Source organism: Arthrobacter sp. Hb9-2 (assembly GCF_059091165.1).
On record NZ_JBNHGJ010000027.1, the window covers coordinates 22,627 to 49,338 of the forward strand.

26 protein-coding genes are annotated in these 26,712 nt (G+C 64.1%); 14 read left to right on the top strand and 12 right to left on the bottom strand.

What is annotated here, in order from left to right; genetic code table 11:
* Nucleotides 1-43: 43 nt before the first annotated feature.
* The 3 genes from AC5RV1_RS15035 (at nucleotide 44) to glmS (ending at nucleotide 5,591) form a co-directional block, all read left to right on the top strand.
* The gene (locus AC5RV1_RS15035) at nucleotides 44-1,831 is read left to right on the top strand and encodes a polysaccharide deacetylase family protein (protein ID WP_493995093.1); all 1,788 of its coding nucleotides are present in this window, start codon (nucleotides 44-46) and stop codon (nucleotides 1,829-1,831) included.
* Between the two features lie 36 nt (nucleotides 1,832-1,867).
* Nucleotides 1,868-3,568 (top strand): endo-1,4-beta-xylanase, encoded by a 1,701-nt coding sequence (locus AC5RV1_RS15040; protein ID WP_493995094.1) that lies wholly within the window; start codon nucleotides 1,868-1,870, stop codon nucleotides 3,566-3,568.
* Nucleotides 3,569-3,704: 136 nt separating this feature from the next.
* A complete protein-coding gene (gene glmS, locus AC5RV1_RS15045; RefSeq protein WP_493995095.1) occupies nucleotides 3,705-5,591 on the top strand; it encodes a glutamine--fructose-6-phosphate transaminase (isomerizing) in 1,887 nt (628 codons plus the stop codon).
* 133 nt (nucleotides 5,592-5,724) lie between these two features.
* Here glmS and AC5RV1_RS15050 read toward each other — a convergent pair whose 3' ends face one another.
* From AC5RV1_RS15050 to AC5RV1_RS15065, 4 genes are all read right to left on the bottom strand, one after another.
* Nucleotides 5,725-6,426, bottom strand: coding sequence for a 4'-phosphopantetheinyl transferase family protein (locus AC5RV1_RS15050; RefSeq protein ID WP_493995096.1), 702 nt, complete (start codon nucleotides 6,424-6,426; stop codon nucleotides 5,725-5,727).
* Nucleotides 6,423-7,775 carry a M1 family metallopeptidase gene (locus AC5RV1_RS15055; protein ID WP_493995127.1) on the bottom strand — a complete coding sequence of 451 codons (1,353 nt, stop codon included), beginning with the start codon at nucleotides 7,773-7,775 and terminating at the stop codon, nucleotides 6,423-6,425. Before AC5RV1_RS15055 ends, AC5RV1_RS15050 begins: the two co-directional genes overlap by 4 nt.
* Nucleotides 7,776-7,831: 56 nt before the next feature.
* A complete protein-coding gene (locus AC5RV1_RS15060; RefSeq protein ID WP_493995128.1) occupies nucleotides 7,832-11,785 on the bottom strand; it encodes a Pls/PosA family non-ribosomal peptide synthetase in 3,954 nt (1,317 codons plus the stop codon).
* 139 nt (nucleotides 11,786-11,924) lie between these two features.
* Nucleotides 11,925-12,023 (bottom strand): three-helix bundle dimerization domain-containing protein, encoded by a 99-nt coding sequence (locus AC5RV1_RS15065; protein ID WP_493995097.1) that lies wholly within the window; start codon nucleotides 12,021-12,023, stop codon nucleotides 11,925-11,927.
* Between the two features lie 366 nt (nucleotides 12,024-12,389).
* Between AC5RV1_RS15065 and AC5RV1_RS15070 the strand changes: the two genes are divergently transcribed.
* On the top strand, nucleotides 12,390-12,893 hold the full coding sequence (locus AC5RV1_RS15070) for a universal stress protein (RefSeq protein ID WP_493995098.1): 504 nt from the start codon (nucleotides 12,390-12,392) through the stop codon (nucleotides 12,891-12,893).
* A gap of 414 nt (nucleotides 12,894-13,307) precedes the next feature.
* On the opposite strand, the gene AC5RV1_RS15075 is transcribed toward AC5RV1_RS15070, so the two are convergent.
* The 5 genes from AC5RV1_RS15075 to AC5RV1_RS15095 form a co-directional block, all read right to left on the bottom strand.
* Nucleotides 13,308-14,030 carry an alpha/beta fold hydrolase gene (locus AC5RV1_RS15075; RefSeq protein WP_493995099.1) on the bottom strand — a complete coding sequence of 241 codons (723 nt, stop codon included), beginning with the start codon at nucleotides 14,028-14,030 and terminating at the stop codon, nucleotides 13,308-13,310.
* A gap of 144 nt (nucleotides 14,031-14,174) precedes the next feature.
* Nucleotides 14,175-15,074 (bottom strand): diacylglycerol/lipid kinase family protein, encoded by a 900-nt coding sequence (locus AC5RV1_RS15080; protein ID WP_493948189.1) that lies wholly within the window; start codon nucleotides 15,072-15,074, stop codon nucleotides 14,175-14,177.
* 94 nt (nucleotides 15,075-15,168) lie between these two features.
* Nucleotides 15,169-15,327 (bottom strand): hypothetical protein, encoded by a 159-nt coding sequence (locus AC5RV1_RS15085; RefSeq protein ID WP_493995100.1) that lies wholly within the window; start codon nucleotides 15,325-15,327, stop codon nucleotides 15,169-15,171.
* A gap of 303 nt (nucleotides 15,328-15,630) precedes the next feature.
* A complete protein-coding gene (locus AC5RV1_RS15090) occupies nucleotides 15,631-15,882 on the bottom strand; it encodes a hypothetical protein (protein WP_493948191.1) in 252 nt (83 codons plus the stop codon).
* Nucleotides 15,883-16,106: 224 nt separating this feature from the next.
* On the bottom strand, nucleotides 16,107-16,382 hold the full coding sequence (locus AC5RV1_RS15095; RefSeq protein WP_493995101.1) for a hypothetical protein: 276 nt from the start codon (nucleotides 16,380-16,382) through the stop codon (nucleotides 16,107-16,109).
* 180 nt (nucleotides 16,383-16,562) lie between these two features.
* Between AC5RV1_RS15095 and AC5RV1_RS15100 the strand changes: the two genes are divergently transcribed.
* The gene (locus tag AC5RV1_RS15100; RefSeq protein WP_493995102.1) at nucleotides 16,563-17,261 is read left to right on the top strand and encodes a TetR/AcrR family transcriptional regulator C-terminal domain-containing protein; all 699 of its coding nucleotides are present in this window, start codon (nucleotides 16,563-16,565) and stop codon (nucleotides 17,259-17,261) included.
* A 224-nt stretch (nucleotides 17,262-17,485) separates the two neighbouring features.
* Here the strand turns inward: AC5RV1_RS15100 and AC5RV1_RS15105 are convergent, their stop codons facing one another.
* Entirely contained in the window at nucleotides 17,486-17,710 is a 225-nt protein-coding gene (locus AC5RV1_RS15105) for a hypothetical protein (RefSeq protein ID WP_493995103.1), read from the bottom strand.
* Between the two features lie 238 nt (nucleotides 17,711-17,948).
* Between AC5RV1_RS15105 and AC5RV1_RS15110 the strand changes: the two genes are divergently transcribed.
* The 6 genes from AC5RV1_RS15110 to AC5RV1_RS15135 all read left to right on the top strand — a co-directional run bounded on the left by AC5RV1_RS15110 (nucleotide 17,949) and on the right by AC5RV1_RS15135 (nucleotide 21,811).
* Nucleotides 17,949-18,734: a hypothetical protein gene (locus AC5RV1_RS15110; protein WP_493948439.1), complete on the top strand. Its 786-nt coding sequence runs from the start codon at nucleotides 17,949-17,951 to the stop codon at nucleotides 18,732-18,734.
* Nucleotides 18,731-19,162, top strand: a complete 432-nt coding sequence (locus AC5RV1_RS15115) for a phage holin family protein (protein WP_493995104.1) — start codon at nucleotides 18,731-18,733, stop codon at nucleotides 19,160-19,162. Before AC5RV1_RS15110 ends, AC5RV1_RS15115 begins: the two co-directional genes overlap by 4 nt.
* Nucleotides 19,159-19,854, top strand: a complete 696-nt coding sequence (locus AC5RV1_RS15120; protein ID WP_493995105.1) for a DUF3618 domain-containing protein — start codon at nucleotides 19,159-19,161, stop codon at nucleotides 19,852-19,854. The genes AC5RV1_RS15115 and AC5RV1_RS15120 overlap by 4 nt, the downstream gene beginning before the upstream one ends.
* On the top strand, nucleotides 19,851-20,555 hold the full coding sequence (locus AC5RV1_RS15125) for a MarR family winged helix-turn-helix transcriptional regulator (RefSeq protein WP_493995106.1): 705 nt from the start codon (nucleotides 19,851-19,853) through the stop codon (nucleotides 20,553-20,555). Before AC5RV1_RS15120 ends, AC5RV1_RS15125 begins: the two co-directional genes overlap by 4 nt.
* Nucleotides 20,492-20,953 (top strand): DUF4383 domain-containing protein, encoded by a 462-nt coding sequence (locus AC5RV1_RS15130; protein ID WP_493995107.1) that lies wholly within the window; start codon nucleotides 20,492-20,494, stop codon nucleotides 20,951-20,953. The genes AC5RV1_RS15125 and AC5RV1_RS15130 overlap by 64 nt, the downstream gene beginning before the upstream one ends.
* Nucleotides 20,954-21,025: 72 nt before the next feature.
* Entirely contained in the window at nucleotides 21,026-21,811 is a 786-nt protein-coding gene (locus tag AC5RV1_RS15135) for a DUF2382 domain-containing protein (RefSeq protein ID WP_493995108.1), read from the top strand.
* Between the two features lie 356 nt (nucleotides 21,812-22,167).
* Here AC5RV1_RS15135 and AC5RV1_RS15140 read toward each other — a convergent pair whose 3' ends face one another.
* The gene (locus tag AC5RV1_RS15140; RefSeq protein WP_493995129.1) at nucleotides 22,168-22,365 is read right to left on the bottom strand and encodes a response regulator; all 198 of its coding nucleotides are present in this window, start codon (nucleotides 22,363-22,365) and stop codon (nucleotides 22,168-22,170) included.
* A gap of 429 nt (nucleotides 22,366-22,794) precedes the next feature.
* Between AC5RV1_RS15140 and AC5RV1_RS15145 the strand changes: the two genes are divergently transcribed.
* From AC5RV1_RS15145 to AC5RV1_RS15155, 3 genes are all read left to right on the top strand, one after another.
* Nucleotides 22,795-23,058 (top strand): BatC protein, encoded by a 264-nt coding sequence (locus AC5RV1_RS15145; RefSeq protein ID WP_493995109.1) that lies wholly within the window; start codon nucleotides 22,795-22,797, stop codon nucleotides 23,056-23,058.
* Between the two features lie 39 nt (nucleotides 23,059-23,097).
* Entirely contained in the window at nucleotides 23,098-24,264 is a 1,167-nt protein-coding gene (locus AC5RV1_RS15150) for a cupin domain-containing protein (protein ID WP_493995130.1), read from the top strand.
* Between the two features lie 61 nt (nucleotides 24,265-24,325).
* Nucleotides 24,326-25,180 (top strand): ferredoxin family protein, encoded by an 855-nt coding sequence (locus AC5RV1_RS15155; protein WP_493995110.1) that lies wholly within the window; start codon nucleotides 24,326-24,328, stop codon nucleotides 25,178-25,180.
* 111 nt (nucleotides 25,181-25,291) lie between these two features.
* Here AC5RV1_RS15155 and AC5RV1_RS15160 read toward each other — a convergent pair whose 3' ends face one another.
* A complete protein-coding gene (locus AC5RV1_RS15160) occupies nucleotides 25,292-26,299 on the bottom strand; it encodes a hypothetical protein (protein WP_493948204.1) in 1,008 nt (335 codons plus the stop codon).
* Nucleotides 26,300-26,712 lie beyond the last annotated feature (413 nt).

Here is a 26,712-nt window from a genome sequence, read left to right on the forward strand (position 1 = left end):
GTGCTTCGCGGCGCCTTCGCCACCCCAAGAAAAGGAAAAAGTCATGATCAATACCAGAGCAAGATTGGCGTGGCATCGCGCCAAGCTCCTGACCATCGGGGTGGCGGTGTGGGCTGTCGCTGCCGCACTGTTGACTCCGACGGCCGCCAACGCAGCCGTGGACAACCCCGCACCAACCCCGCTGGTGTCCTTCACTTTCGACGACGGCATGCAGAATGCCCTGACGCAGGCCGCCCCAACCCTCAAGAAATACGGGCTCACCGGAACCAGCTACGTCAACACCAACTGCGTCGGCATGACAACCGTGCCCAATACGTGCCGCGCCAGCACCGATGTGCCCTACATGACATGGGACCAGATCACCCAGCTGCAGAACACCTACGGCTGGGAAATCGGCTCCCACACCGTGAACCACCTATGCCTTGTCAGCGTGGGCGATGACTGCCAGGCCACCAAGCTGACGGCAGCCCAAGTCGATGCCGAGCTGGCCAACAGCAAGGCAACACTGGCGGCACACGGCTTCAACGCCACCGCGTTCGCCCCGCCCTACGGTGACTACGACATGTCAGCACTCGCCCAGATAGCCAAGTACTACAGCTCCATGCGCGGCTTCGCCGATACCGGCAACAACCCCTGGCCGCTCGGTGACTACCTGATCCGTAACATTCCCGTGCAGGAGCGAACCACACCCGTCGCCACCCTGAAGGCAAAGGTGGACGAGGCAATTACGAACAAGACCTGGGCTGTGTTCACGTTCCACGACATCCGGCCCTCGCCGAGCCAGAACCCAGACGACTACCAGTACGGTACGGCCGAACTCGACCAGCTGGCCGCCTACGTGCAGAGCAAAGTGGCGGCCGGCCAAATCAGGAACGTCAATATCAGCAAAGGCCTTGTGAACGGCAGCCCCAACTTGCTCGCCAATCCGACGTTCAACAATGGGATTGCCGACGGCTGGCGCACCGACGCCCCGTCCACCATTACTGCTGACAATGGAAATAACGGGAACTACCCCGACTCCGCCAGGTCGGTGAAGATAGTCTCCGGTTCAGCGGCTGGCCACCTGTTCTCGCCGAAGGTGCCGGTCACGGCAGGGACTAACTATCTGTTCAAGTCCTTCGTCAACGTCGCGGCAATCTCTTCCGGTGAGGTCGGGTTCTACATCGACGAGTACAACGCCGCCGGGCAATGGATTTCCGGGCAGTTCCGCAAGCGGGAGAACACCCGCTGGGTACAGTCCATGAACTTCAGCTACACCCCGAGCTCCACCAGCGTGGCGTCGGCGAGCCTGCAGGTCTATGTCACAGGAACAGGCATCACAGCGTATCTGGATAATGTTCAGATGCTGGCGCTTGCCGCCGGGTCGACCCCGCCGGCATCCGTCAACCTCGTGCCCAACGGCGCGTTCGATGCCGGCATCAGCTCGGGCTGGAGGACTGACTCGGCGTCCACCATCCAGGCAGACGGCGCCAACCGCGGAAGCCCTGCCAATCCAGTGAATTCGGTGAAAATGACGGCTACCACGGCGAACAGACACCTGTTCTCCCCTCAGGTCGCTGTCACACCCGGGACCTACAAAATCGCCAGCTACCTCAACATTACGGCCCGGACCAGCGGCGAGATGGGCTTCTACATTGACGAGTACAACGCCGCCGGGCAGTGGATCTCCGGGCAGTGGAAGCTCGGGGTATCGGCTGCCGGCGTGACCAACGTCGATCTCACCTATTCACCGAGCACCAGCTCCGTGGCCAAGGCAAGTGTGCAGGTCATCGTCCAGGGCAATTCAGGGCTGCAGGCATACTTCGACGACGTCCGCTGGACCAAGTCCTAACAGCACCACGTCCTGGCACGGGGAAGAGGAGGCGGGATGGCGGAACGACGGCAAGCACGGGTGTTGGGAATGGCGTCCGCCATTCTCGTGGTCCTTTTTATACTGGGCATCCTGTACAGCAGCTCTCCTCCTAAGCCAGAAAACACGGTTGACCTGCTGCGCGGGGACTGGCGGGAAGTTCCCGGGATCCGGGCGGGCATCGGCGGCCTTCAGATCACTCCCACCGCCAGACGCATTGTGGAGCAGAGCGGGGAGGGCGGCCAGCCGAACCCGCCGCTCAACCTGGCCGGCACCCACTTGGTGGTCGGCGGGGAGTTTTCGCTCAGCGCAACGTTCGCGAATGTAACCGCGGACGCGTCCTGGGCTGTCTATGACCGGCCCCCCGTCATCGCGGACGAGTTCCGCGTCGAACCGCCAGGCCTGCGGCTGACGCTCCAAGGCACTGACCTGAACATCGCAGTGTTTGACGGAACTCAGAAGAAGGACGTCACCAAGCCGGTGCCAGTGCACGAGGAGCACCAAACGGTGAAGGACCCGGGCGCCGCGCTCACGGTACACCGCTTGGGCGATACGCTCACGGTCAGCAGCGGCAGCGACGCGCTTTCCTCACTGCCTTTCGGCAAGGTGTTCTCGTCAGGGTCCCTGTGGCTTGGCTTCTCCAGTGATTCCGGAGACTTTCAAATCACCTCTCTGAAGGCGGTTGCACCGGTAAGCGCGGGCCTGCGCACCTCCGGTGCTGCCGCCTCGGGCGTGCAGCGGTCAGCCGACGGACTGCAGGCTCTGGCTGCCAGGATCCGGCCGGACTTCCTGGTCGGAGCGGCCGTGGCCCTGGGCCCCCTCACCGGTGACGGGGACTACGCGCGGGAGTTCGTCGAAAACTTCGGTGCCCTTACCCCGGAGAACGCCATGAAGCCGCAATTCCTTTCCCCGCAGCAGGGGGTGTACACGTTCGAGGAAGCCGATGCGATCCTGGCAATGGCCCAAGCCAAAGGCATGGTGGTACATGGCCATACCATTGCCTTCACCGAGGCCATGCCCCGCTGGATGCAGGAGCTCCCCGCAGACTCCGAACAGGAGCGTCGGGCCAGCGCCGACGTGCTGCTGGACTACGTCACCACCGTAACAATGCACTTCAAGGGGCGGCTGGCATCCCTGGACGTCGTCAACGAGCCGTTCGACGTGAACCAGGGGACCAGCATGCAGCAGAACACCTGGTACCGCGTCTTCGGCCCGGACTATCCGGCGATCATCTCCAAAGCGGTTTACGCCGCCGATCCGCAGGTCAAGCAGTACATCAATGAAAACGGTGCCGACGTGCCGGGACGGCGCCAGGACGCCCTGCTCCAGCTCATCCGGGACACCAACGCCAAGGGCGGGCACATCTACGGAGCAGGCCTACAGGCCCACGTTTATGACCTCGAGACGGACGCCATCTCCGCTAAACAACTCACCCGCACGCTCAACCGCTTCGGCGACGCCGGGCTGCACGTCCGCATCTCCGAAAACGACGTCACGGACGGCCAGGGGACGGACGCCCAGGCGAAACAGTACGCCACCGTGCTGGCCACCTGCCTCCACTCGCCCACTTGCGTCTCCTACACCACCTGGGGAGTGGATGACCGCTACGACTGGTGGATCGACGACGGCGGCAACCTGCGGCAGGGCCACGACCACCTGTTCAACAACGGCCGGCCCACCCCCGCATACGACGCGGTGAAGCGTGCCATGGGCGGCTGACGGCACGGGGGCTATTGACCGCCCTGCTCTCGAACCACCGCTTCCCTGCCACAATCCAACCTGGACGGGGGCGGCTGTTGGAAGTGCCTTACAGGGCACAGGAAATTAGCCAAGATCCTAGTTCAGGAGACCTTTTATGTGTGGAATCACGGGGTATGTGGGCCGTTCTGATAACGGCGGGAATCACAGTGCGCTGGATGTTGTCCTGGAGGGACTGCGGCGCCTGGAGTACCGGGGCTATGACTCCGCAGGGGTCGCTGTGGTGCCCCGGGGTTTGATTGAGTCGCGTAAGAAGTCGGGGAAGCTGAGCAACCTGATTGCCGAGCTGGAGGCCCGGCCGCTGCCGGAAACCGTCACGGGGATCGGCCACACGCGCTGGGCGACCCATGGTGGTCCGACGGACCGGAACGCGCACCCGCACCTGGCCGATGACGGCAAGCTCGCCGTGATCCACAACGGCATCATCGAAAACTTCGCCGAGCTGAAGCTTGAGCTGTTGGATAAGGGCGTAACGTTCCTGTCCGAGACCGACACCGAGGTGGCCGCGGCGCTGCTGGGGGATATCTTCCGGAACAAGCTGGGCGGGGACACCTCCGACGGCGGCCTGACCCGCGCGATGGAGCTGGCCTGCCAGCGCCTCGAGGGCGCTTTCACCCTGCTGGCGGTCCACGCTGACCAGCCCGACGTCGTCGTCGCCGCCCGCCGCAACTCACCCCTGGTAGTGGGCCTGGGCGAGGGCGAAAACTTCCTGGGTTCGGACGTGTCCGGGTTCATCGACTACACCCGCCGCGCCGTCGAACTGGGCCAGGACCAGATCGTCACCATCACCGCGGACACGGTGCAGATCACCGACTTTTACGGCAACCCGGCCGAGGGCAAGGAATACCACGTGGACTGGGACCCCGCCTCGGCGGAAAAGGGCGGTTTCAGCTCGTTCATGGAAAAGGAAATCCATGACCAGCCCGACGCCGTGGCGCAGACCCTGCTGGGCCGGTCGGACATCAACGGCAAGCTGACCCTTGATGAGCTGCGGATCGATGTTGAACGGCTGAAGCAGGTCAATAAGATCATCGTGCTGGCCTGCGGTACCGCCGCATACGCCGGCACCGTGGCCAAGTACGCGATCGAGAACTGGTGCCGGATCCCCACCGAGGTGGAGCTGGCGCATGAGTTCCGCTACCGGGATCCGATCCTGGACGAGAACACCCTGGTGGTCTCGATCAGCCAGTCAGGCGAGACCATGGACACCCTGATGGCCGTCCGGTACGCCCGCGAGCAGGGCGCGAAGACCATCTCGATCTGCAACACCAACGGCTCCACCATCCCGCGTGAATCCGACGCCGTGCTGTACACACACGCGGGCCCGGAAATCGCTGTGGCCTCCACCAAGGCGTTCCTGGCGCAGATCACCGCCGCGTACCTGCTGGGCCTGTACCTGGCACAGCTGCACGGCAACGTAGATGAAGGTGACATCAAGGACGTCCTCGCGGACCTGAACAAAATCCCGGCCAAGATCCAGAAAATCCTGGACAACGCAGGGCCGCTGCGGGAACTGGCCCGGTCCATGGCTGACGAGAAGTCGGTGCTGTTCCTGGGCCGCCACGTCGGCTACCCGGTGGCCCTTGAAGGTGCGCTGAAGCTGAAGGAAATCGCGTACATCCACGCCGAAGGCTTCGCCGCAGGCGAGCTCAAGCACGGCCCCATCGCCCTGATCGATGAAGGCCAGCCCGTGTTCGTGGTGGTCCCGTCCCCGCGCGGCCGCGACTCGCTGCACGCCAAGGTCGTCTCCAACATCCAAGAAGTCCGCGCCCGCGGCGCCCGCACCCTTGTCATCGCCGAGGAAGGCGACGAAGCGGTCAAGGCCTACGCCGAGCACGTCTTCTACGTCCCCGAAACCCCCACCCTGCTGATGCCGCTGCTGACCACCGTCCCGCTGCAGATCTTCGCCGCGGAACTCGCCGCAGCCAAGGGCTACGACGTGGACCAGCCCCGCAACCTCGCCAAGAGCGTCACCGTCGAATAACCGGCACACGGGGCGGTGCCGAACAGCTCGCCGACCTCGCCCTCAAACTGGTCGCGGAGGCAGTAAGACTCCGGCGCCCCGGAGAAACGGGCCCCGCAGAGCCAGCAGCAGGGATCGCCGGCCCGGGCCAGTGTTACTGGGCGTCGCTCCGTTGCCGGGTAGCGATCGAGGCAACAAAGTCTTCCGGAAGACCGACACTGGCGGGGCTGATATCTTCGACCTTCCATAGCGCGGGCCCGCGCACTCCTGCAGGGGTCGGCGTGGACACGTCAACCAGGGAAGGGGCCGTTGCCAGGCCCGTCCCTAGTGCTTTCAGGACGGCTTCCTTGCGGACCCAGAGGCGGGTTTGGAGTTTGGCCGTCAGCGCGGGGGGCACTTCTTGCAGCAGGCCACGCTCATTGGCTGTCATCGCCAGCGACGCGAACCCGTCAAAGTCTGCTGCGGCCCCGTTCTCGATGTCCACGCCGATAGCGGCGATACCGTCGTCAAGGCTGGCGGCCAGTAGGCACCAGTTCCCGGACCGGCTGAGGCTGACGCGAAGACGGGCGTCAGAGGAAGGGAACTGATACCGCGGGATCCCGTGTCCCGGGTCGGTTCGATTGCTACAGGCTGGACAGAAGTAGTCGGCCTTGAGGGACTTTGGGCTGTCCCCGGTCAGCGCACTGATGTGGAGGCGCAACGCTATGCGGCCGGCCAGGAAGGCGTCCCGCAGGGCGGGGGAGCGGAAAGTCGAAGCCCTGGCCAGCTCCGCCTCATCCAGGACATGCACCAGGCCCAGGTCGACGTCGGACAACCGAACGCCCGCCAGCGAGACCCTCTGACCTGACGGCGTCACGGGAGCGGGGGAAGTGCTGGCTCATAGAGCCAAGGGTTCAGAACGGCGCGGGCGTTGAATCCGGGGAGTTCGATGCAAACCTGATCGGCCGTGTCCATGAAATCAGCTGTCGTGACGCTGCCAAAGCGGTAACGGTGCGTCCACGTTCTGAGGATTTCGAAGAACAGCGCATCCCCAGTGGCGTGGCGCAAAGCATGGAGGGCAAGGGCGCCGCGTTTGTAGACGCGGTCATCGAACATCAGCTCCGGTGAGGGGTCACCCACCAGCAAATCCTGCGCCTGGGAGGAGAGTCCCTGCCAGGCGCACTGTGCCCTCTGCTGTGCCGTGGTGTTTCCGGAGGCCTCGGACCAAATCCACTCGGCGTAGCAGGCGAACCCCTCGTGCAGCCAGATGTCGGCCCAGGAGGTGGCGGTCAGGGAGTTTCCGAACCACTGATGGGCAAGTTCATGGGCAATGAGCCGCTGGGCCTCCCATTGCTGGTTGAGATGGTTCGGACCGAAAACAGACAGCGACTGCGCTTCCAGAGGGATTTCGAGATCGTCGTCCGCCACCACCACGGTGTAACCGGGGAAGGGGTACGGGCCGAAGCAGGTCTCGAAAGTCTCCATCATCTGGCCTTGCCGCCCGAGGGCAGCCACGGCGGTGGCCATGAGGGCCGGGGGTGCCGCAACGAATTGCGGGACCTGACGCTGGCCGCCGTCGTCCGCGGTGCCCGCGCGGTGGCCCGGAAGGTGGGGCTGGAAGGCCAGGGGCCCAAGGTCGTAGCGGCCGATCTGCACCGTGGACAGATAGGTGGCCATGGGCTCAGGCTGTTCAAAGACCCAGGTTTCGCGGCTGGCCTTGGCATGGCGCGAGACCAGCACACCGTTGCAGACCACCCTGTAGTTGGACTCCGTGGTGATGGTGTATCCGAAGCTGGCTTTCTGGCTGGGATGGTCATTGCAGGGAAACCAGGACGGCGCGCCGGTGGGCTGCCCGGCCACAAGCACCCCGTCGGTGAGCTCTTCCCAGCCCACTTCGCCCCAGTTGCCGCGCAGGGGACCGGGGGAGCCCTCGTACCGGATATCAAGGCTGAAGTCGCTGCCGGCGGGCACGGGACGGCCAGGGACGATGAAGAGCTGGTGCCCCCGCTGGCTGAATCTCTGCACACGCTGCCCGTCCAGTTGAACCTTCAGTACCCGCAGCCCGGCCAGGTTCAGCATGATGGTGGCCAGCTCAACGTGGGAGCGGGCTGTGATGGCGGCGTGGCCGGAGAGCCTGTTGGTGGACACGCGGTAGTCGAGGTACAGCTCGTAGCGGGTGACGCCGTAATCTGCGGATCCGTGACCTGGCGTGTAGGGATCGGGCAGCGGACTGCGGGGGACGGCTCTCCGCTGCCCGCCTGGTACGTGCTCCTGGTGTGCGGTCACTGTAGCTGGGCCTCTCGGGCGGGAACGGCTGCGGCCGGGGAAGCCCATGGGCTGACCGGATTCCCGATCCAGTAGCTGGCCGCCGGAACGGTCTCGCCACGCATCACAAGCGATGCCGGACCCACTGTGCCGCCGGCACCAATTCGGGCTGCAGGCAAAATTACTCCGTGCGGGCCCATGGTTGCCCCGGCTTCAAGCGTAACGGTGTCGATGCTCATCACCCGGTCGTGGAAGAGGTGGGTCTGGATGACGCAGCCGCGGTTCACCGTGGAGTTCTCACCCAACGTGACCAGATCCGCCTCGGGCAGCCAGTAGCTTTCACACCAGGCGCCGGAGCCGATCTTGGCACCAAGGCCACGCAGCCACCACACAAGGGCTGGGGTGCCCGCGGCAGCGCGCGCGAACCACGGCGCCGTGACCATCTCGATGAAGGTATCCACCACCTCGTTGCGCCAGATGAATGAACTCCACAGGGGGTGCTCCCGTGCATCGATCTTCCCCACGAGCAGCCACTTGGCCGCTACCGAGCTTGCCGCGGCCACAGCCCCGGCTGCCAGCAGCACGGGCGCCCCGAGCACAGCGGCGGCGGCATATCCGGCGGTTCCGGCGATCCAGTCCAGGACGGCAAGGATGGCGACGGCGATGGCTGCGGTGAGGATGACGGGAACAGCCCTGCACAGTTCCCAGCAGGAGCGGTAGATCTTCAGCCTCAGCGGCGGGTCATAGGTCAGGCTCTGGTCAACCTCCATCCGGGCGCGGCGGAGACGCACCGGCGGGCTGCCCAGCCAGGACGTCCCCGATTTCGCTTTCGCGGGCGTCGCGGACAGCACAGCCACCAGCGAGTTCTTGGGCACGCTGCGTCCTGCCCCGGTCATGCCCGAATTTCCCAGAAACGCCCGCTTGCCGATCTTCGCCGGAGCGATCCTCATCCACCCGCCGCCGAGCTCATAGGAGGCAATCATGGTGTCATCGGCCAGGAAAGCGCCGTCGCCCACCGTTGTCATGGAAGGCAGCAGGAGTACGGTGGACGCCTCAACATTGCGGCCTACTTTCGCCCCCAGCAGCCGCAGCCACACCGGCGTGAACAGGCTTGCGTACAGGGGGAAAAGCAGGTCCCTGGCCATGTCCAGGACACGTTCGGTGGCCCACACACGCCAGCCGGTGAAGCTGCGGACGCGGTAGTGGCCTTCGCGGAGTCCCAGGCCAAGCAAACGGACGAAGGCGGCCGTCAGGACCATATTGGACATGAACCAGACGACGGCGGCAGCAGGCACAGTCCACAACAGTTCCGGCCACGACGAGAACAGGGACTCCTGGCCCCGGACGGCGGAGATCACCGGAAGGGCGCCAAGGGCTGCCGAGACGAAGGGGATGAGCGCCAGGGCTGCCGCTGCCAGCGCGTAGGCGCCAAAGGACAGCACCGATTTCAGGCCTGAGCGCGGCCGGGCGGGCCAGTCCTGCTGTGCCTTCCCGAGGCGCTGGGCAGGCGAGCCCGCAAAGCGCTGGTTCGCCTTGAGCTTGCCCAAGACGGCCGAGCCCGGGGCGACTTCGGATCCGGCACCGATGCGGGCGCCCGGCATGAGGGTGCTCCGCGAGCCAACAGTCGCGCCCGGGCCGACCCGTACGTGTCCGATATGGACCAGGTCGCCGTCGATCCACCAGCCCGAAAGATCCACCTCGGGTTCGATTGAACAGCCCGATCCCAGGCTCAGCATGCCGGTCACGGGCGGGACGGAATGCAGGTCAACATCCTTGCCCACTTTGGCGCCCAATGCCCGGGCGTAGTACGGAACCCAGGGGGCGCCAGCCAGGCTGACCGCCCCGGACAGGTCCGCGATCTGTTCTGCCAGCCACAGCCTCAGGTGCACCTTCCCGGACCGCGGATAACTGCCGGGAACCACGCCGCGGAGAAGCAGGCGCGCCGCCGCCACGGAGATGGCCATCCGGCCCAGCGGATTCACAAACGCCAGCCAGGACACCAGCACCCACCACCAGGACACTGTCGGGGCCCCGCTCAGGACACCCCACGCGGCGAGGACGTTGTTGATGGCCATCAGATATGTCAGCCAGCGCATGGCCACGAGCACGTGCAGGGGCAACCCGGCCACGATCTGGAAGACCTGCGATTTACGGGCGGTAGGCCGCACTGAACGTTCCATCGGCTCGGAAGCCGCCATGCCGCCGTCGGGCGATGAAAGCCGGGCAAGTTCGATCAGTGCTCCAAGCCGCGGGCGGGCGTACACGTCAGCCACGGTGATGGTGGGGTAGCGCACCCGGAGGGCGGAGACCAGCCGGGCGGCGGCCAGGCTGCTGCCCCCGTAGGCGAAGAAATCGGCGTCCAGGCTGTCCGATGGCGTCCCCAGGACGGCCGCCCACTGATCAGCGATCCAGGCTGATGGCCCGTCCAGGTCCGGCGCTACGCCTTCACCTGCGGACGCCTGCGCCAGCGGCCATGGCAGCGCGTTGCGGTCCACCTTGCCGCTGGTCTTCACCGGAAGGCTGTCGACGACGGCCAGCAGCGGGATGAGGGCCGCGGGAAGCCGGGCTGCCAGCCGGTTCCGTAATTGGTCAAGGTCGGGGGAAGTGTCCGGCGCCGGCACCACGTACCCAACGAGGATCTGGTTTCCGGCAGCGGTGCTTTGGACCGCGGCAGCCGCGCCCTGGATGCCGGGCAGGGACTGCAGCGCGGCGTCGATTTCGCCCAGTTCGATCCGGCGGCCGCCGAGTTTCACCTGCTCATCGGCCCGGCCCACAAAGACCAGGCCTTCAGTCTCGTACCGTACAAGGTCTCCGCTGCGGTAGGCGCGGTCCCATCCCAGCGTGTGCATGGGCGCATACTTTTCCGCGTCCTTGGCCGGGTCCAGGTAGCGGGCAAGGCCAACACCGCCGATGATCAGTTCTCCGGTCTGCCCCTCGTCCACGGGAACGCCGGCGGCGTCGACGACGGCGAGATCCCACCCGTCCAGGGGAAGTCCGATCCGAACGGGACCCGATCCGTCCGTCCGTGCCGCGCAAGCCACGACGGTGGCCTCGGTGGGCCCGTAGGTGTTCCAGACCTCGCGTTCGTCCACGGCAAGCCGCGCTGCCAGCTCGGGCGGGCAGGCCTCGCCCCCGAAAATCAGGAGCCTGACCGCATCCAGCGATTCGGCCGGCCATAGCCCAGCAAGGGTGGGAACGGTGGACACGACGGTGATTCCGTTGGTGATCAGCCATGGGCCCAGATCCATCCCGGTGCGCACCAGAGACCGCGGGGCAGGCACCAGGCAGGCGCCGTTCCGCCAGGCCAGCCACATCTCCTCGCAGGACGCATCGAAGGCGACCGACAGTCCCGCCAGGACGCGGTCCGAGGAGTTGATTGGATGGTCCGGAAGGAACAGCCTGGCTTCGGCGTCGACGAAGGCGGCAGCTGACCGGTGTGTCACTGCCACGCCCTTGGGTTTGCCCGTGGAACCGGACGTGAAAATGACCCAGGCGTCATCCTCAACCCCGGGTTGCCGGGGTGCCGGGAAGGGAGCCTCCCTGCCTGCGTTGAAGATGCCACCGGCGCGGAGGATGGCCGCCACCCCGGCTTCTTCGAAGACGAGGGCAGCCCGCTCCTCAGGGTCGTCCGCGTCAACCGGCACGTAGGCGGCACCCACCAGCAGTGTGGCGAGGATGGCTACATACAGCTCGTTGGTGCCCGACGGGATGCGGATTCCAACTTTGTCGCCGGCTCCGATCCCGTTGCTGTGCAGGCGCCGGGCATACTCCTTCGCGGCGGCGTGCAGGTCTGCGTAGCTAAGGGAGACCCTTCCGTCGTCGAGGGCGGAAGCGTCAGGGAACTGCCGGGCCGTTTCCTCGAAGACCTGGACAAGGGTCCGCGGCGGTGCAGCCTTCTCCGCGGCAGCCAGCTGCGGCAAGTACGCCCCCGCACGCCCATTGTGTCCGGGAGCCTGTCCGCCGGTGTTCACTACGGATACTGGCTGCTTGCCTGCTGGTTCAGTCAGATCAGAAACATTCACCGGCCGAAGTTACTCCGCCGGAGTGAACGGACGATGAACAGCGTCGCGGCAATTCACTTTCGCCTGGGAAAGGCTCTGGAGCCGATCATTAGCTTGGTGGCCGGTGGAAGGTCTCCCGGTGGAGCCGGTTCCAGGCGCTGCGTTCCACCAGGATCGGTATGTAGCTGCGGATGCGGGCACGGCCCAAGGTGTGTATTCGGCAGCGACAATACCTTGGATATGTTCCCTGGGGGTCTCCGGATAACTTGCAGCCACTCGATCACCGACGCGTAGCACAAGGGGTTTCCTGTGGGTCCTGGTCCATCCGACAAATGGTGGATGTCGCTTTGCGGAGGCGTCAAGGGCCGGTTAAGGCCACCGCTTCATGCGTAGCTTTGCGGCGCCGTTCGCCGGCATCAGGCGTGCGGCCCAGCTGTGCCCACCTAGCACTGCGGTGAACATCCGGTGAATACTGACCCGCAGGTTCACATTTGACGCGCCGCCGCCCCGGGGCATGCTTGAATTCGGTCAGGGCAGCGTGCGTGAGCACGCATGCTGAGTGCCGTCAGGGAGCATGGATGCATACAAACACTTCTCCGCCAGTCTGGGCGCCGACATGGCTTACGCAGGGTCGCTGATTCTGGGGGTCCCATGGTCGGTGCCGCCGTTGCTCGTATACGCAGGTGCAGAGCTGGCCGCTGATCTTAACATCCACCTTGTTTGTGCCTTCGTGGACCCGTCCAGTGTTCTTACGGAATGGGAACCTCAACGGATCCGTACGGCGCTTTCGCTTGATCCTGTTGTCAACGAAGAGGCGCTCTACCCTGCCAACGAGGTGCGTTCGCGTATCACCGGTCTTTTGGGCCCTGACGGAACAGCGTGGTCCTTCCGGGAACTGCACGGAGACGTCAGCTCTGCACTGGCGCGACTTGCTGCGAGCACTGGCGCCAGCTTGCTCATGGTCGGGAACGGACGGCCAGGTCTCCTCGCCAAACTCGGCAGGATTATGGAGGGAACGGTGGCGGACAAACTCGTCCAGGCACAGGACAGGCCGGTGGTCGTTGTCCGCGAATGCTGAGCTTCTTGTACAGTCCATAACGGGGAGAGTTTCCATTTTTGATCTACAGATCAATGGGAGCCGGGACGCGCTTGGGAGAAGAACAGCACGTCTGCCTCATTGAAGATGACCCGGATGGGACTGATTACCGCAGTGTTGAGTCGTGCGGGGTTAAAAGTACCGGCGGTCGGCTCAGGAGCGAGGGTAAAGCCGCAGCCGGTTCAACCTTGTCCCTGACCACCCTGGACTTGGGTTTGCCCGACATTGGCGGATCAGGACCTAGGATTCCGTCAACCCAACGGCCACGATCCAGCCGGTGGGTTCCCGCCCTGCGGTTCCAGAGTGGTTTGAAGCAACTTCTTGTCTGGGTGGTACCGGCCTTTTCGTATGGCTCGGCGGTGCATGTCAGCCCGCTGGGTTGGAGTGACGGAGAGGCTAGGACGGCTGCTGGGAAGTTAGGGCCAGGATGCCAGCGGCTGTGGCGGCGGCACCGCCGTGCTGGACGATGTGGGGTTGGCCCGGTACTTCAAGGAAGTGCCCATCCGGGGCGGTAGCGGCCAGTTTTTGGCACCAGAGCCGGGGTGCTACGGGATCCCGGGATCCGCGGATGACCAGAGTGGGTTGGTTTGCCAGGGCCAACCGGGCGTTCAGGTCGTAGGTCATCATGACGGGCAGTTCGGTGAGGTACCAGCGCAGGCCGGACCGGGCATACTCGCGGAAGACGATGGCATTGCCGGCGGGGCTTTCGAGCAGCGAGTCAAGACCCAGGGACAGGCTCTGCTGGAGGACGGTCCTCCGGGCCGGGTCCACCACAGGGCCCAGGAGCACGAGGTGGGAGACCAAATCGGGGCGTTGGACCGCGAGTTCGGTCGCGAACTGGGTGCCCATCGAGTGCCCGATCAGCACCACGCGGGAGGCGCCCATTTTTTCCAGTGTCGCCGCGGTGTGGGCTGCGTAGTCGGCGACGGAGAGTTGCCGGGCCGGTGTGGGCGTTCCGGCGAACCCGGGCAGGTCGATGGCGTGGGTGTTCCCGTGACGGGCCAGAAGGGCTTGCAGTCGCCGGTAGTAGCGGTGGGACATGCCGATGCCGTGCAGCAGCACAAAGACCGGGCCCGGTGAATCCGGTGGACCTGTCAGGGTGTGCACGTGTGAGGTCAAGGACCTTGTGGTAACAATCCTGGGCGTCAGGCGGGGGCCCTTCCCGGGCATGAGCAGACGGTAACGCGTTGATTCAGTGTCTGGTTGGTCGGTTGCGGTGTGCACCGGGTGTCCTATTCCTAAGGGGGTGGTTCAATCGGTTCGTTAGCCCAAGGTGGCGAGGGCAGCCGGGGCCGATTCGATGGTGACCCGTGTGTGCGCTTCAACGGATTTCACTTCTCCGTCGATTTGATACGGGATGGGTTTGAGGGTGGTGAAGGCGTAGTTGCTGACGCTGGGCTGGTCTCCCAGGCCTTGGGTGGCAGCGCGCAGTGCCGTCAGCAGGATCCGGAACTTTGACCTGTGAGGGAAGGTCACGACTTCGAATTTGCCGTCCGAGATCTGGTCGTCGGCTTCGCTGAGGGTGGCGTATTTGGCCATTTCGGCGATGTTGGCGAAGACAAGGCTGTCGAACTTCCGGCGTTTGCCCTCTGTCGGGCGGATTTCGAAAGGCTTGAATTTGGAGAAGGTGCGCATGACGGAGAACATTTCCTTCAGGGCGCCTTTGCTGCCTTTTTCCAGGTCGATTGCCATGACCGGGGTCAGGCCGAAGCCGATGTAGGAGTGGGCGTACTCTGTGGGCGCGTCTGCTGTTGCGCCCTTGGTGATGCGCAGGAGGTCGATGTTTCGCACGGCACCTGCGGCGATGGCGTGCTCCAGGGGCTGGGTGCCGATGATGCGGCTGTGGTCGTTGGCGTTGCCCGCAGCCAAAACGGCGCATACCGCGTGCGGGTTGCCGGATTGCATCACGCCGTTGACGACTTCGTTATAGCCCCCGTCGCCGCTGACCGAGACGACCAGTACGTCCCGGCCGGTTTGGGCAGCGTCCCTTGCCAACTCGACGGCATGGCCGGCATGGGCTGTGGGTTGAAGCCTGATCTCTGCGGCATAGGGGAGAAGCTCTCCGAGCTCTGTCCGCAGTTGCTCGGCGAGTGTAGGTGCGTCGCCGGTGCTGTTGGGGTTGAAAATGATGACGATTGATTCGAAGGTCCGTGCAGTGGTCATGATGCGCTCCGCGGTCATTATGCGCTGTGGTTGATTGATGAGTGGCGCCCCCGGCACCTGGTCCAGTCCTGATTTGGCCTCGGCTGTGTGGTGCCTAGCTGTTTCCGGTATGGACGAGGCTGTCGGGATCCTGCTGTAGGGCGGGTGCGTCGGCGAGGCCTGCAGGGGTGAGGTCGAGGTCCTCGACGGCGGGGGTCTCTGGCCCGTTGGCGGGAGTGGCGTCGGTCGCAGTGGTGTTGCTGTTGTTCGTCATCTGGCTATACCTTTCGCCGTAGGGCGGGGGCTGGGGAGAGGTTCGCGCCGCTGTTCCGCCCGAAACGGGTGCTGCCGCGGCAAGGCCTGCGACGTGTTCTGCGGTGGTTTCCAGTACACGTGACCGGTGGCATTTCGAGCAGCGGATGGCCACCGCGAGGGTGCCTGCCTGTCCGCCTCTGACAGCCGGTGACTCGACCAGGAGGTGCCGGTCGGTGTCACACGTCCGGCACCACGGATGTTGACCGCGCGCCTGGTGCACGCCACGGGGGACGTAAGTATTGGTCGTTGTGGTCATCGGGGGTCAGACGACAGCCCGGTAGCTGTTCAGGATGTAGTCCGCTGCCGCCGGGCCCCTCATGCGCAGGCACTGCCCGGAATGGACGCGTTGCTTCATCGCGGCCCAGAAGGTGTGCTCCGGCCGGGGGGAATGGCGGGAGACGTGGCACCAGCTGGTGTAGAGGCCGTAGAAGGAATCACCGTCAAGAGTCGAATCGGACTGCGGATCACGGTAGGTGGCTTCCTGGAGGAACTGGTCAAATTGCGAATGCGCCATGAACGGCTCTTTTCAAACACGGTGCAAATTCTCCGCCGTTCGGCTACAGCGGCCTCAAACCCGGTGCCCTTGCACGGGACACCAAGCGGTACTGCCGAAAGTATCGGGTTCTATAACCCAGGCAGGCCAAACAAAAAGGTAAGACAGGACAGTCCTGGCGCAACACCCTTCGGTGCCGCGCCAGGATCAGTTCGTTCCGGCACGGGTGCCGGAAGAGCGCATGTTTAGGCGTGGTTGTTGCTGACCCGGTTGCCGGCCTTCGCCAGGCCGCGGGCCACCATCAGGCCGACCGTGAGGAAAGTGATGTACTGCATTGCGTCGTTGGCGTTGAACACGTCAACACCGTTTTCGCTGGCGTCGTCCCCAACAACTGTTGCCGTGATGATCGTGGCGATGACGGCTGCAACATAGACGGCGAACTCAAGGGTCCGGGTGGAGATCTTGATGTCGTTGGTGTTGCGGACAGCGGTGGAGTGCTCGTTCTGGGTGTGCGTAGTCAATGGTTCTCCTGAGACGGTGATGTGAGCGGCCGTGGCGGCCATGCAAACCCTGATCCCTTTACTGAAACCATGTCGACAACTTCTCTACAATGTAGACTTTACATGTAGACTGCTTAATAAGCAAGCTTACGTATCTCCTGAATGGGTGGGCCTGACGCAAACAACAGGACGGACCCGGCCATGGCTTCCCCCGCAGAATCCAAGAGTTCAGCAGGTGCACGGAAAGCGCGCCTGAGCAGGGAACTCGTGCTCTCCACGGCTCTGACGCTTGTGGACAACGATGGCCTGGAAGCATTGTCGATGCGTCGCTTGGGCCAGGAGCTGCAATGCGATCCCATGAGCCTTTACCGCTACGCGGCCAACCGGGCAGCTCTGCTGGACGGGGTCTCCGAAATGGTTTTTGACGAACTGGCCATCTTTCCCGATGACCCGGACTGGCAGGCCCAGCTGCGCAAGATCGCACATGATCTCCGGCTCCTGGCCCTGCGGCACCCCAATGTGGTGCCGTTGCTGGTTACCCGGCCACTCTCCACACCACTGGGGTTGCGCCCGTTGGGGACACTGCGGCCACTGGAGCAGATCCTGGCGCTGCTGATCGAGGCCGGCTTCACCCCGGCAACGGCCCTTCACGTCTACCGCGCCTACTACGGGTTCCTCTATGGGCACATCCTGAACGAACTGCAGGAATACATTGTGGACCCGGACGAAAACGAAGCTATTCTGCGCCTTGGCCTGCACCGCCTGCCCGCCAAAGACTTTCCCCACCTGCGGGCATTGGGGCCGGTCCTGGCCGAATATGACGGCGCCGCAGAACTCGACCAAGGACTTAGCATCCTGCTCTCGGGGCTCAGCAACCAACTAACGACCCACCATTCCTGAACCAGGGCGTAGCAGGTTCAGGGTGTCCTAAATTGTCCGTCCCGGCGGGTCCGGTGTGCTGGTCCCCAGTGCGTGGCCACATTTCCCGTGAATTCGCGCGCACGGGCCAATCTTCATGCTTCAGCCGCCGGACTTACAGCCGAATGTCGTGCTGGTTTGGGGCCGTCAGGCGGAGACAACACGGGATGGTAATCATGCAAAGAACCAGAGGTGAGGGAATGGCCTCATGTGACCCAGTCTTGGGCAGGCGCATCGTGGGATAAGTCATCGATTGCCCAGGCAAGAAGCCTCAGCTCGAACGGGTCCCGTTCCGTGAGGCCGCGCAGGTAGGAATCGAACTCGAACATGTCTGCAGATCCACCGTGGGCCCAGTACTTCAACCACAGATCCTTCACCCAGCCCGGGTCCTTTTGGGCCAATGCTCGTGCCACGCTTCGTGGATCCTCCATCGGGTACCTCCTTCACCATTGGGTTGCCGCTCTGCGGCGCTCCTACTGCTCCGGACGCCTTCTACGTTGCCAGCTGCGGGCGGCCGGTGGCAATTACCCACGTCGGCACCGCCCGGGGCTGCAGGACAAACCATTCCCTGATTAGAAAGGCTACTTACTATTTTTTAGTAATCATGCTTACTATTGCGGGGAGTGCTGGTTCGTCTACAGCAGCTGACTATGAAGGAAAGAGAGCATGATGACGGAAAATCAGTGGACCAACGTCCCCGGATCCTCCTCGCAGGATGCGGACATCACCACCATCGGAACAAGCCCGGCCTCTGACGGCGGGTCCGTCTCGAAGAAGGACGCCGCGAAGGAAGAGGCTTCAAACGTGGCCGGGCATGCAGCCTCTGCAGCGCAGGGCGTTGCCCAGACCGCGAAGGAAGAAGTCGCGAACGTCGCTTCCGAGGCAAAGTCCAGCGCAAAGGACCTGCTGTCCCAGGCCAAGTCGGGTCTTTCCAGCCAGGCCGGCACCCAGCAGCAGAAGGCCGCAGAGGGCATCAGGACCTTCTCGGACCAGTTGCAGACCATGGCCGAGGCCCCGGAGCAGCAGGGCATTGCCAGTGACCTGATCCGTCAGGCAGCCGAGCGCACCTCTACGGTTGCTTCCTGGGTTGAAGGCAAGGACCCGGCAGCACTTCTGGCGGATGTCCAGTCCTTCGCCCGCCGCAAGCCGGGCACCTTCCTGCTGCTGGCAGCGGGGGCAGGTATCCTCGTTGGCCGGTTCGGACGCGGCCTCCAGTCGGGTGCTCCAGACTCCCAGGGCGGCGCCCAGTCCTTCGCTTCTCAGCGCTCCGGTCCGGCTCCGGTCGGGCAAAACACAACTTTTGCCACCGGCGGCCCGGCCGGTTTCTATGATGAGCCCGTCATCCGGGCAGGCGCTCCGGTATCGACTTCATCGCTGCCCTCCGGCACGGCGGAAGACACGCCGCTCCGGCTCGAGGATGACCCCTACACGTCGAAGGAAGGACGCCACCTGTGAGCAGCCAAATTCCGGAGCCTGCCCCAAGCGCAGCGCATCTGAAGGCAGACAACACCTCCTTGGGTGACCTGCTCGGTGATGTGACCCGTGACCTTTCCACCCTGATGCGCCAGGAAGTTGAACTCGCGAAGGCAGAGGCCAAGCAGTCCGCCACCAAGGCAGGCAAGGGCGGCGGCATGCTCGCCGGCGCCGGCGTCGCCGGACATTTCGTCCTGCTCTTCCTGTCCCTGGGACTGATGTTCGCCCTGGGCGCCCTGATGCCGCTGGGCTGGGCCGCCGTGATCGTCGGCGTGATTTGGGGCATCATCGCCGCGGTCCTGGCCTCGAGGGGCCGCAAGGAACTTAAACAGATCAAGGGCCTGCCACAAACAGGCGAAACACTTTCCGAAATCCCCGAAACTCTCAAACCAGGTGAGGTAAACCGATGAGCGAAAACCCGGACGCAATCCGCCAAGACATTGAAGAAACCCGCGCACGCCTGGGCACCAACGTGGACGCCCTCGCCGACAAAGTCACCCCGGCGAACGTCGTCCAGCGCCAGACCGACAAGGTCAGGAGCAGCGTCAAGGACGCCGTCGCAGGAGTGAAGGACAAAGTCATGGGAGCAGCCGACTCCGCAACCTCCGCTGTTGGTGACAAGGTGTCCACTGTAGGGGACAAGGTCTCGTCAGGCGCCGGCCACACCGGGAACGCCCTGCACAGCACGGGCGATTCCCTCCACGGTGCCGGGGAAAGCGTTGCAGCCAAACTCTCCGACGCCGGGACCGCGATCTCCGCCGCACCGGCACAGGTGAAGGCCAAAGCCCAGGGTAACCCGATGGCCGCGGGCCTGATCGCGTTCGGCGCCGGAATGCTCATATCCTCCCTGATCCCGGCCAGCCAAAAGGAACGCGAAGCAGCCCAGCAGCTCAAAACCGCTGCCGAGCCCCTCGCGACCCAGGTCACTGACGCGGCCAAGGACATGGTTCAGGATCTGAAGGAACCAGCCCAAGAAGCCATGGAAAGCGTCAAGGCGACCGCCGCCGACGGCGTGCAGAACGTCAAGGCCGAAGGCCAAGGCGCCGTTACGGACGTCAAAGACCGTGCGGCAGAGGCCAAGGACACCGTCCAAAGCACGTGAGTGCCCGGGACAGGGTTTCGGAGCCGCCCCGCGACCCGGCGGGGCGGCCACCGGACCCGGACCAGCAGGTACCGGTTGCCGGCGGCCCGCGGCACATGAAGTCCCGTCCCGGCCCGGCTCCTGACCAGTGGGCTACGTACCGGCTGGTCAGTGTCGCGGCCCGGCTCAATGAGCGGCGGCTTAACCGCCGGCTTGCCCGGCTCGGGCTGACCACTGGATCCCTGGACGCGTTGGAGACAGCAGCGGAACTGGAGCCCACCACTGTCACCGATCTCGCCGCCATTCTCTGCGTTAGCAGGCAAAGCCTGGGCAGGGTCGTGCGGCGCCTCCAAAGCCTGGGGCTTCTGACCAAGGAGCCGGCCAGGGATGGCAGGAGCGCCGACATCTGCCTCACCGAGCAGGGACGTGACATCCTTTCCGCCGCTGAAAACCTCATTCGCGCTGAGACGGAAGTTGAAGCGGCAGATGAGGAGTCGTTCCGCAATCAGCTGGAGCAACATATCCGCCACCTCAGGAACGCCGAGCCGAGCCGTGGTGTACGGCACGGACCCTCCCAAGGGCGGGCAATAGCATCCTCAGGTTCGCGCAACACGCAGGATCCAAACCATGCGCTTCACACTGAAAAAGGAGCAGATACTTGGCTACTACGAACCGGACTTCCGGACCCAAAACAACCCTTCAAAAAGCAGCCCAGGCAGTAGGCGCTGTCTTCCTTCTGGTCGGCGTGCTTGGCTTCATCCCGGGCATCACGAGCAACTATGAAGCCCTCTCCTTTGCCGGCCACGGCTCCGAAGCCCTCCTGTTGGGGATCTTTCAGGTCTCGATCCTGCACAACATCGTCCACCTGCTCTTCGGCGTCGCAGGCATCCTGATGTCCCGCACCAACGATCAGTCCAGGAACTACCTGCTCTACGGAGGGGTCATCTACCTCATCCTGTGGCTCTACGGACTCATCATCGGCCACGACACCCCGGCCAACTTCGTCCCGGTCAACACTGCCGATAACTGGCTCCACTTTGTCCTGGGCATCGCCATGATCGCCCTGGCCATCCTTCTCTCCCGCAACACCACCCGCACCGCAGGCTCCACGCGCCGCTAACCCAACCGGGGGACAACACAAGCCCCAACCTGATCCCCAAAGCCGTTCATCAGCACGAAAAGGAAAAACATCATGCTCAACACTGAAAACCTTTCTGCACTCACCACCGCCGGCGGCAACGTCATCGGCTCCGATGGAAGCAAAATCGGGTCTATAGGCCAGATCTACGCTGACGACGACACCTCGGAACCGACCTGGGTTACCGTCAAGACCGGGGTCTTCGGAACCCACGAGTCCTTCGTCCCGCTGGATTCAGCTACCCAGGATGGCAACGACATCGTCGTGCCGTACACCAAGGACAAGGTCAAGGACGCGCCCCGCGTCGCCCCCGACGGGCACCTCGAACCGGAAGAAGAAGACCGGCTCTACACCTACTACGAACGCTCCGGCGGAGCCGCCTACACCGGCACCGGACGGGACACCACCGATCGGGAAACTACCGCCCGCGGCGCCGTCGGTCATGACACTTCAGGTCCCACCACTGATGATGCGATGACCCGCTCGGAAGAGCAGCTTCACGTCGGCACCGAAAAGCAAGCCACCGGCCGTGCGCGGCTGCGCAAATATGTCGTCACCGAGAACGTCACCACGACCGTCCCGGTCCAGCGTGAAGAGGTCCGCCTCGAGCGCGAACCCATCACCGACGCCAACGTTGGTGCAGCCACGAGCGGCCCGGAGATCAGCGAGGAAGAGCACGAAGTGATCCTGCACGAGGAACGCCCCGTAGTGCAGAAGGAAACCGTCCCCGTCGAACGCGTCCGCCTTGACAAAGACACCGTGACCGAAAACGTCACCGTCAACGAAGAAGTCCGCAAGGAAAACATCGAACTCGACAACGACGGCCGCACCAGCCGCTAAGTCCAGCCCCGCCGGGGAACCCGGCACCGTCAATGCAAGTTCAAGGCCCCGCCCCCATTCCTGGAAGGTGGGGCCTTGGGCTCGTTTTCACTGCTCCAACGTGCCGTTGGCTGGCTCATCAGGACGCTGCTACGGCTGCAAGGGAGTGGCGCCTCACCCGAAAACACCAGCAGCGCTATCTCGTATGGCTTCTGATGCGTCGGTCAGCGGTCGACTCGTCAGGCCATGGAAGGCATCTTGGCCAGTTGGTGCGGGGCCGGCGCAGCATGGCTCCGATTTCGGGCACGGAGTTCGTGGGCTCGAAAAGGCTTGCCGAGGTAATCGTCAGCCCCGGCTGCAAGCCCCATCAGCACGTCCTATTCTGCGATCAAGCCCGTAATCATAATCAGATACGCATAGCTGAAAGTACGAATCCTGCGGGCTGCTTCGAAACCATCGAAGCCAGGCAGATCAACGTCCATAGTGATGATGACAGGATCGTAGTCCCTGACTGCTTCGACGCCTTCGCTGACGGAGGACGCCTGATGAACAACGAAGCCCGACTGCTTGAGCACATCTGACAAGCAGGCCCTGAAGCTTGGGTCACCGAACACTCTCCGAGGGGCAAGTTCGTACGGGGGCACTTTTCCGAAACGCCGAAGCTGATCACCACTGCTAATCGTGCCGTAGTTGACACTCGCCGGATGAGCACCCGACGGCGGTGCCGAGCCCATAGCAGATATGACGCCTCTGAAGCTGCTCAATCTTGCAGGCAGCAGTGTTTCCCGGGGGCCGATGGGCACTGGATTCAATCTCCGAAAGGGGACGGGATGGCCGTGCCGGCCGGCCAATAGGACTGTCCCAGTTCTGAATCAAAAGAAGGTTGTTCCCAGGACTGGCCCGTGCCGTTAGGGTGATCACGGGCGGTGCCGTTGGATCGCCCGGTTGGGTGATCAGTGCCGGTGACGGAGCTGATCCTAGCGATTCGATTCTCGGGAGGAAGCATGACCAGTCCAGAGCAGGATCCGAGCCAGCAGGAAGGCCCCGCGGACGGTGGCGCGGCTGGTGTCCCCGGCATGCATGACGGGGGTGCCGACGGAGGAGCTGACAGCGGTGCAGACGGAGGCGCCGATGGCGGTGCTGACGGTGGAGCCGATGGCGGTGCCGACGGTGGTGCCGATGGCGGTGCCGACCGTGGTGCCGATGGAGGAGCTGACAGCGGTGCCGATGGCGGTGCCGACGGGGGAGCCGCAGAACGGGGCATCTAAATTTTGAGCACCGCCCGCACGGAACAGGACCCCGACGCCTTGGAAAGCGGCGGGGTCCTGGAGACACGCCTGATCAAGATTGGCCGTGAGAGGTTCGCCGGCGACGTCTGGGGGCGCACCGCGCTGCTCACACGTGAGGCAAGCGACTTCGCCGATCTCTTCTCTGCCGAGGCCGTCGACGAACTGATCTCGCGCCGTGGACTGCGCACACCTTTTCTCCGCGTCGCCAAGGACGGCACTACATTTCCCGACTCATCATTCACCTCACCCGCCGGCGTCGGCGCCACCATGTCTGACCAACTCGACGACACAGCGCTTTGGCGCAAATTCGCGGATGGCGCCACGCTCGTGCTGCAGGCACTGCACCGCACCTGGGAGCCTGTCTCGAACTTCAGCAGCAGGCTGAGCACGGAGCTCGGACATCCGGTGCAGGCCAATGCCTACATCACGCCGCCTCAAAACCGGGGTTTCGACGATCACTACGACGTGCACGACGTCTTCGTCCTGCAGATCGAGGGGACAAAGCGCTGGATCATTCATGAGCCGGTTCATACGGATCCGCTGCGTGACCAACCCTGGACCGACCGACGCTCCGCCGTGGCCGAGGCCGCGAAAGGCGCGGCGTATATCGACACGGCGCTAGAGCCAGGGGATGTCCTCTACCTGCCGCGCGGCTGGTTGCATGCTGCCCAGGCGCAGGGCGAGGTCTCCATCCACCTCACGCTGGGAATCCACAGCTGGACCCGCTACGCATTGGCCGAACAGCTCGCGCAGGCCGCGCTTGCAGCGCTGTGCGACGATCCCGAGATGCGCCGTACGTTGCCCTTGGGCGTGGACGGGCCAAACGGGGAGATCGACGTCGTCCGTCGGCGACTGGCGGCCGCCCTCGCCGAGGCTGATACTGCTGCCCTGTTCCACCGCACCCGGCGGGGCCAGGGACGCCCCGCGCCGCTGGGACCGTTGGCCCAGCTCGCCGCCGTCGACGGCCTAAGCCCCGAGTCCGTGGTGCGGCTTCGCGATGCTCTGGACGCACGGCTGGAGGGACGGCGCCTGACCACGCGCGTGGGTTGGCTCGACTTCCCGGACGCCGAGCTGCCGTCTGTGATGTGCGCCCTGGACGGGGAGACTCACACCGCGGGTGATCTCGGCGTCGAACTCGTTGGAAGACTACTGCGCGCGGGGGTCCTCGTTCCCGTTGAACAGTAATCTAACCAATAACCAGGCCGCAGCGGCCGCCAAGCGCTTTTTCTGTTCTGATGGCGCCCGTTTGCGCGGCGACCCGATTGCCGGCACGGCGCCGCACGGTGTCGTCTGGGTCCTCATTGAGTACCGGGGCGGGTGGCCGCTCAATGGCTTCGAGGGGCTCGATCTTGAGCCAGGGACCAAAGCCAGCGTGCTCTCCGCCGCCAAGGCGGCGCGGGCGCGGGTGCTGCTGGTAAGGCGGCCCGGCCCCCGATGGCGTGAAGGTAAGAGCCATTGGGCCGTGCTGCGCCGTGAGAACTCCGGGGCCTATCGTCAGCAATGGGGGACGTGGAGCCGGGATGAGGATCTGGCGGAGATTGCCACAGCTCTCAGCGGCCCCGGAAAACTCGGCCATCCGCCCGTCATCCTGGTGTGCACCCACAGTCAACGTGACCAGTGCTGCGCCGTGTGGGGACGGCCTGTGGGACGTGCGTTGACTGAGCGCTGGCCGGAGCTGGTGTGGGAATGCTCGCATGTAGGCGGTGACAGGTTCGCAGGCAATGTCGTTGTCGCGCCCGACGGCGTGTACTACGGAAATCTGGGCGCTGAGTCGTCCGTGGCCACGATCGAAGAACACCTCGCCGCCCGCATCCACGCGGAGTACTTGCGCGGTTACACGGACCTCTTCCCCGCACAGCAGGCCGCTGTCGCAGCCACGCTCGGACGTTTCGGCCCGGCCGGCCGGAACGATTATGCGGTTGTGGAGACCTCCCGCGACGGCGATAACTGGCGAATCCGCATCACCGGCAGCCCGCCTCACCCGGCGCGCGTCGACGTCGAACTGCGGGCCCGCCACGCCCCGCCGCGCCAACTGACCTGCCGCGGGCCGGCAATGAGCTCGGCTATTGTCTACGAGCTCATGTCGATCCGCGCAGTCTAAAGGTTAGGTTCACCGAAGGCAGTTCGTGTGCACTCGTCGCCGCGCCAAGAACCACACGGGTGCCAGCCGGGCCAAAAAGCATCTGCCACGGCTGGCACCCCTACGTCAGGTTTAGCCGGGGATATTGTCCACAATGATGGGGTACTTGAACACGCCAGTGTTCTCCTTGGTGGACGAGTCCTTTTGGTGCGTGAAGATGGTCACGAAATGCACGCCGTCCGTGAGTTGCGTCGTATCGATGGTCCACACGACATTACGGGGGCCATGACAGGTGCCTTTGACGGTAGGAGCGCAGGCCGTGGTGCCGCTGCCAAGGACAAGTCCGGTGGAAGGCGGATCCGCGTGAAGCTTCGGATCCACTGACACCATCCAACCGGTGATGTTCTTGCTCACTCCATCGGTGGTCGTCTCGTGCGAGGCGATAAAGGAGTAATTGCCCTTGACCGGCGCGTAAGGCAGCGTTGGCGAGTAGGAAGACGTGCTGGACTTCAGCCGGGCGTAAGCGTACGCGGTGTTGGTGTGCCACCCGTAGCCGTTCGTGTCGTGGCGGTTATAGTGGTCCACCGTCTTGCCGTGCTGGATATTAGCCATGTAGCGGATGGCCGGGCGCACCGTCCCGTCAGCAACCTTTATCTCGAACCGGTTCTGCACCTGCTGCCACCCTGTCTTATCGGCTGTGCCAACGTCGAAGGACGTGGTCACCCAAAAGATGCCAGGTCCCCTGAACTTCGTGGAGTCGGCGTTGTAAAAGGTGGCCTTCTCGCCGCAGGCAGAACAGCTGTCGGTTGCGACCTCTTGCGTGAGCCGGTGCAGGTAACCGTTCATGCCGTGCATGTCGATCCGCCAGTGGGCCGTAAGTACCGTGCCACCAGTCCTGACGGTCTGATCAGCAGGCAGGCATGCCCCCAGGTGGGCGTGAGTCCCATGGTCCGACCACCACGACTGTGCTTCAAGGAAAGTCCGCGGCTCAGGGTACATGCCTGTACCAAGGCCTGCGGCTCCCGGGTCATCCGCCGGCGCGCCAATACATCGATATCCGGCCGCTTGGGCCGGACTGACCGGGCCAAGGAAGACGGCCACCAGCAACGCCCCGATCAGGGCGGACAGAATCTTTCGCATTTTCCGAATCATGTGATCTTTCCCCTACAGCTTGAAGATGTGATTGGAACGCGTCCCACGCTATGGTTACGTCGCTGCCATTCGGGACAATTTGGACGTTTGTGCCCGTGTCGATCCAAAGCATGAACCGCTGCGCGGTGGCCGTAGCGTCCGCGCCGCCGCCCGTAACGGCTGATGACTGGAATACCAGCACCTAATGGTTGGAGGCGTTCGCGGCAACCGCGGTGAACGTCACGTCATCAGCGCCTGCGACACCGTGGGTCCATGGTTTGAACAGCTGAGGCAACCATTGGCCCTCGAAAGCGGACCTCCGCAGAGTACTAAGGATGCGGACGTGTGGCAGGCACCACGGACTCGGTTACCTGCCACAGGTGGTGGTCGAAGCTAGCGTGGGGTGACGCCATATAACCAGA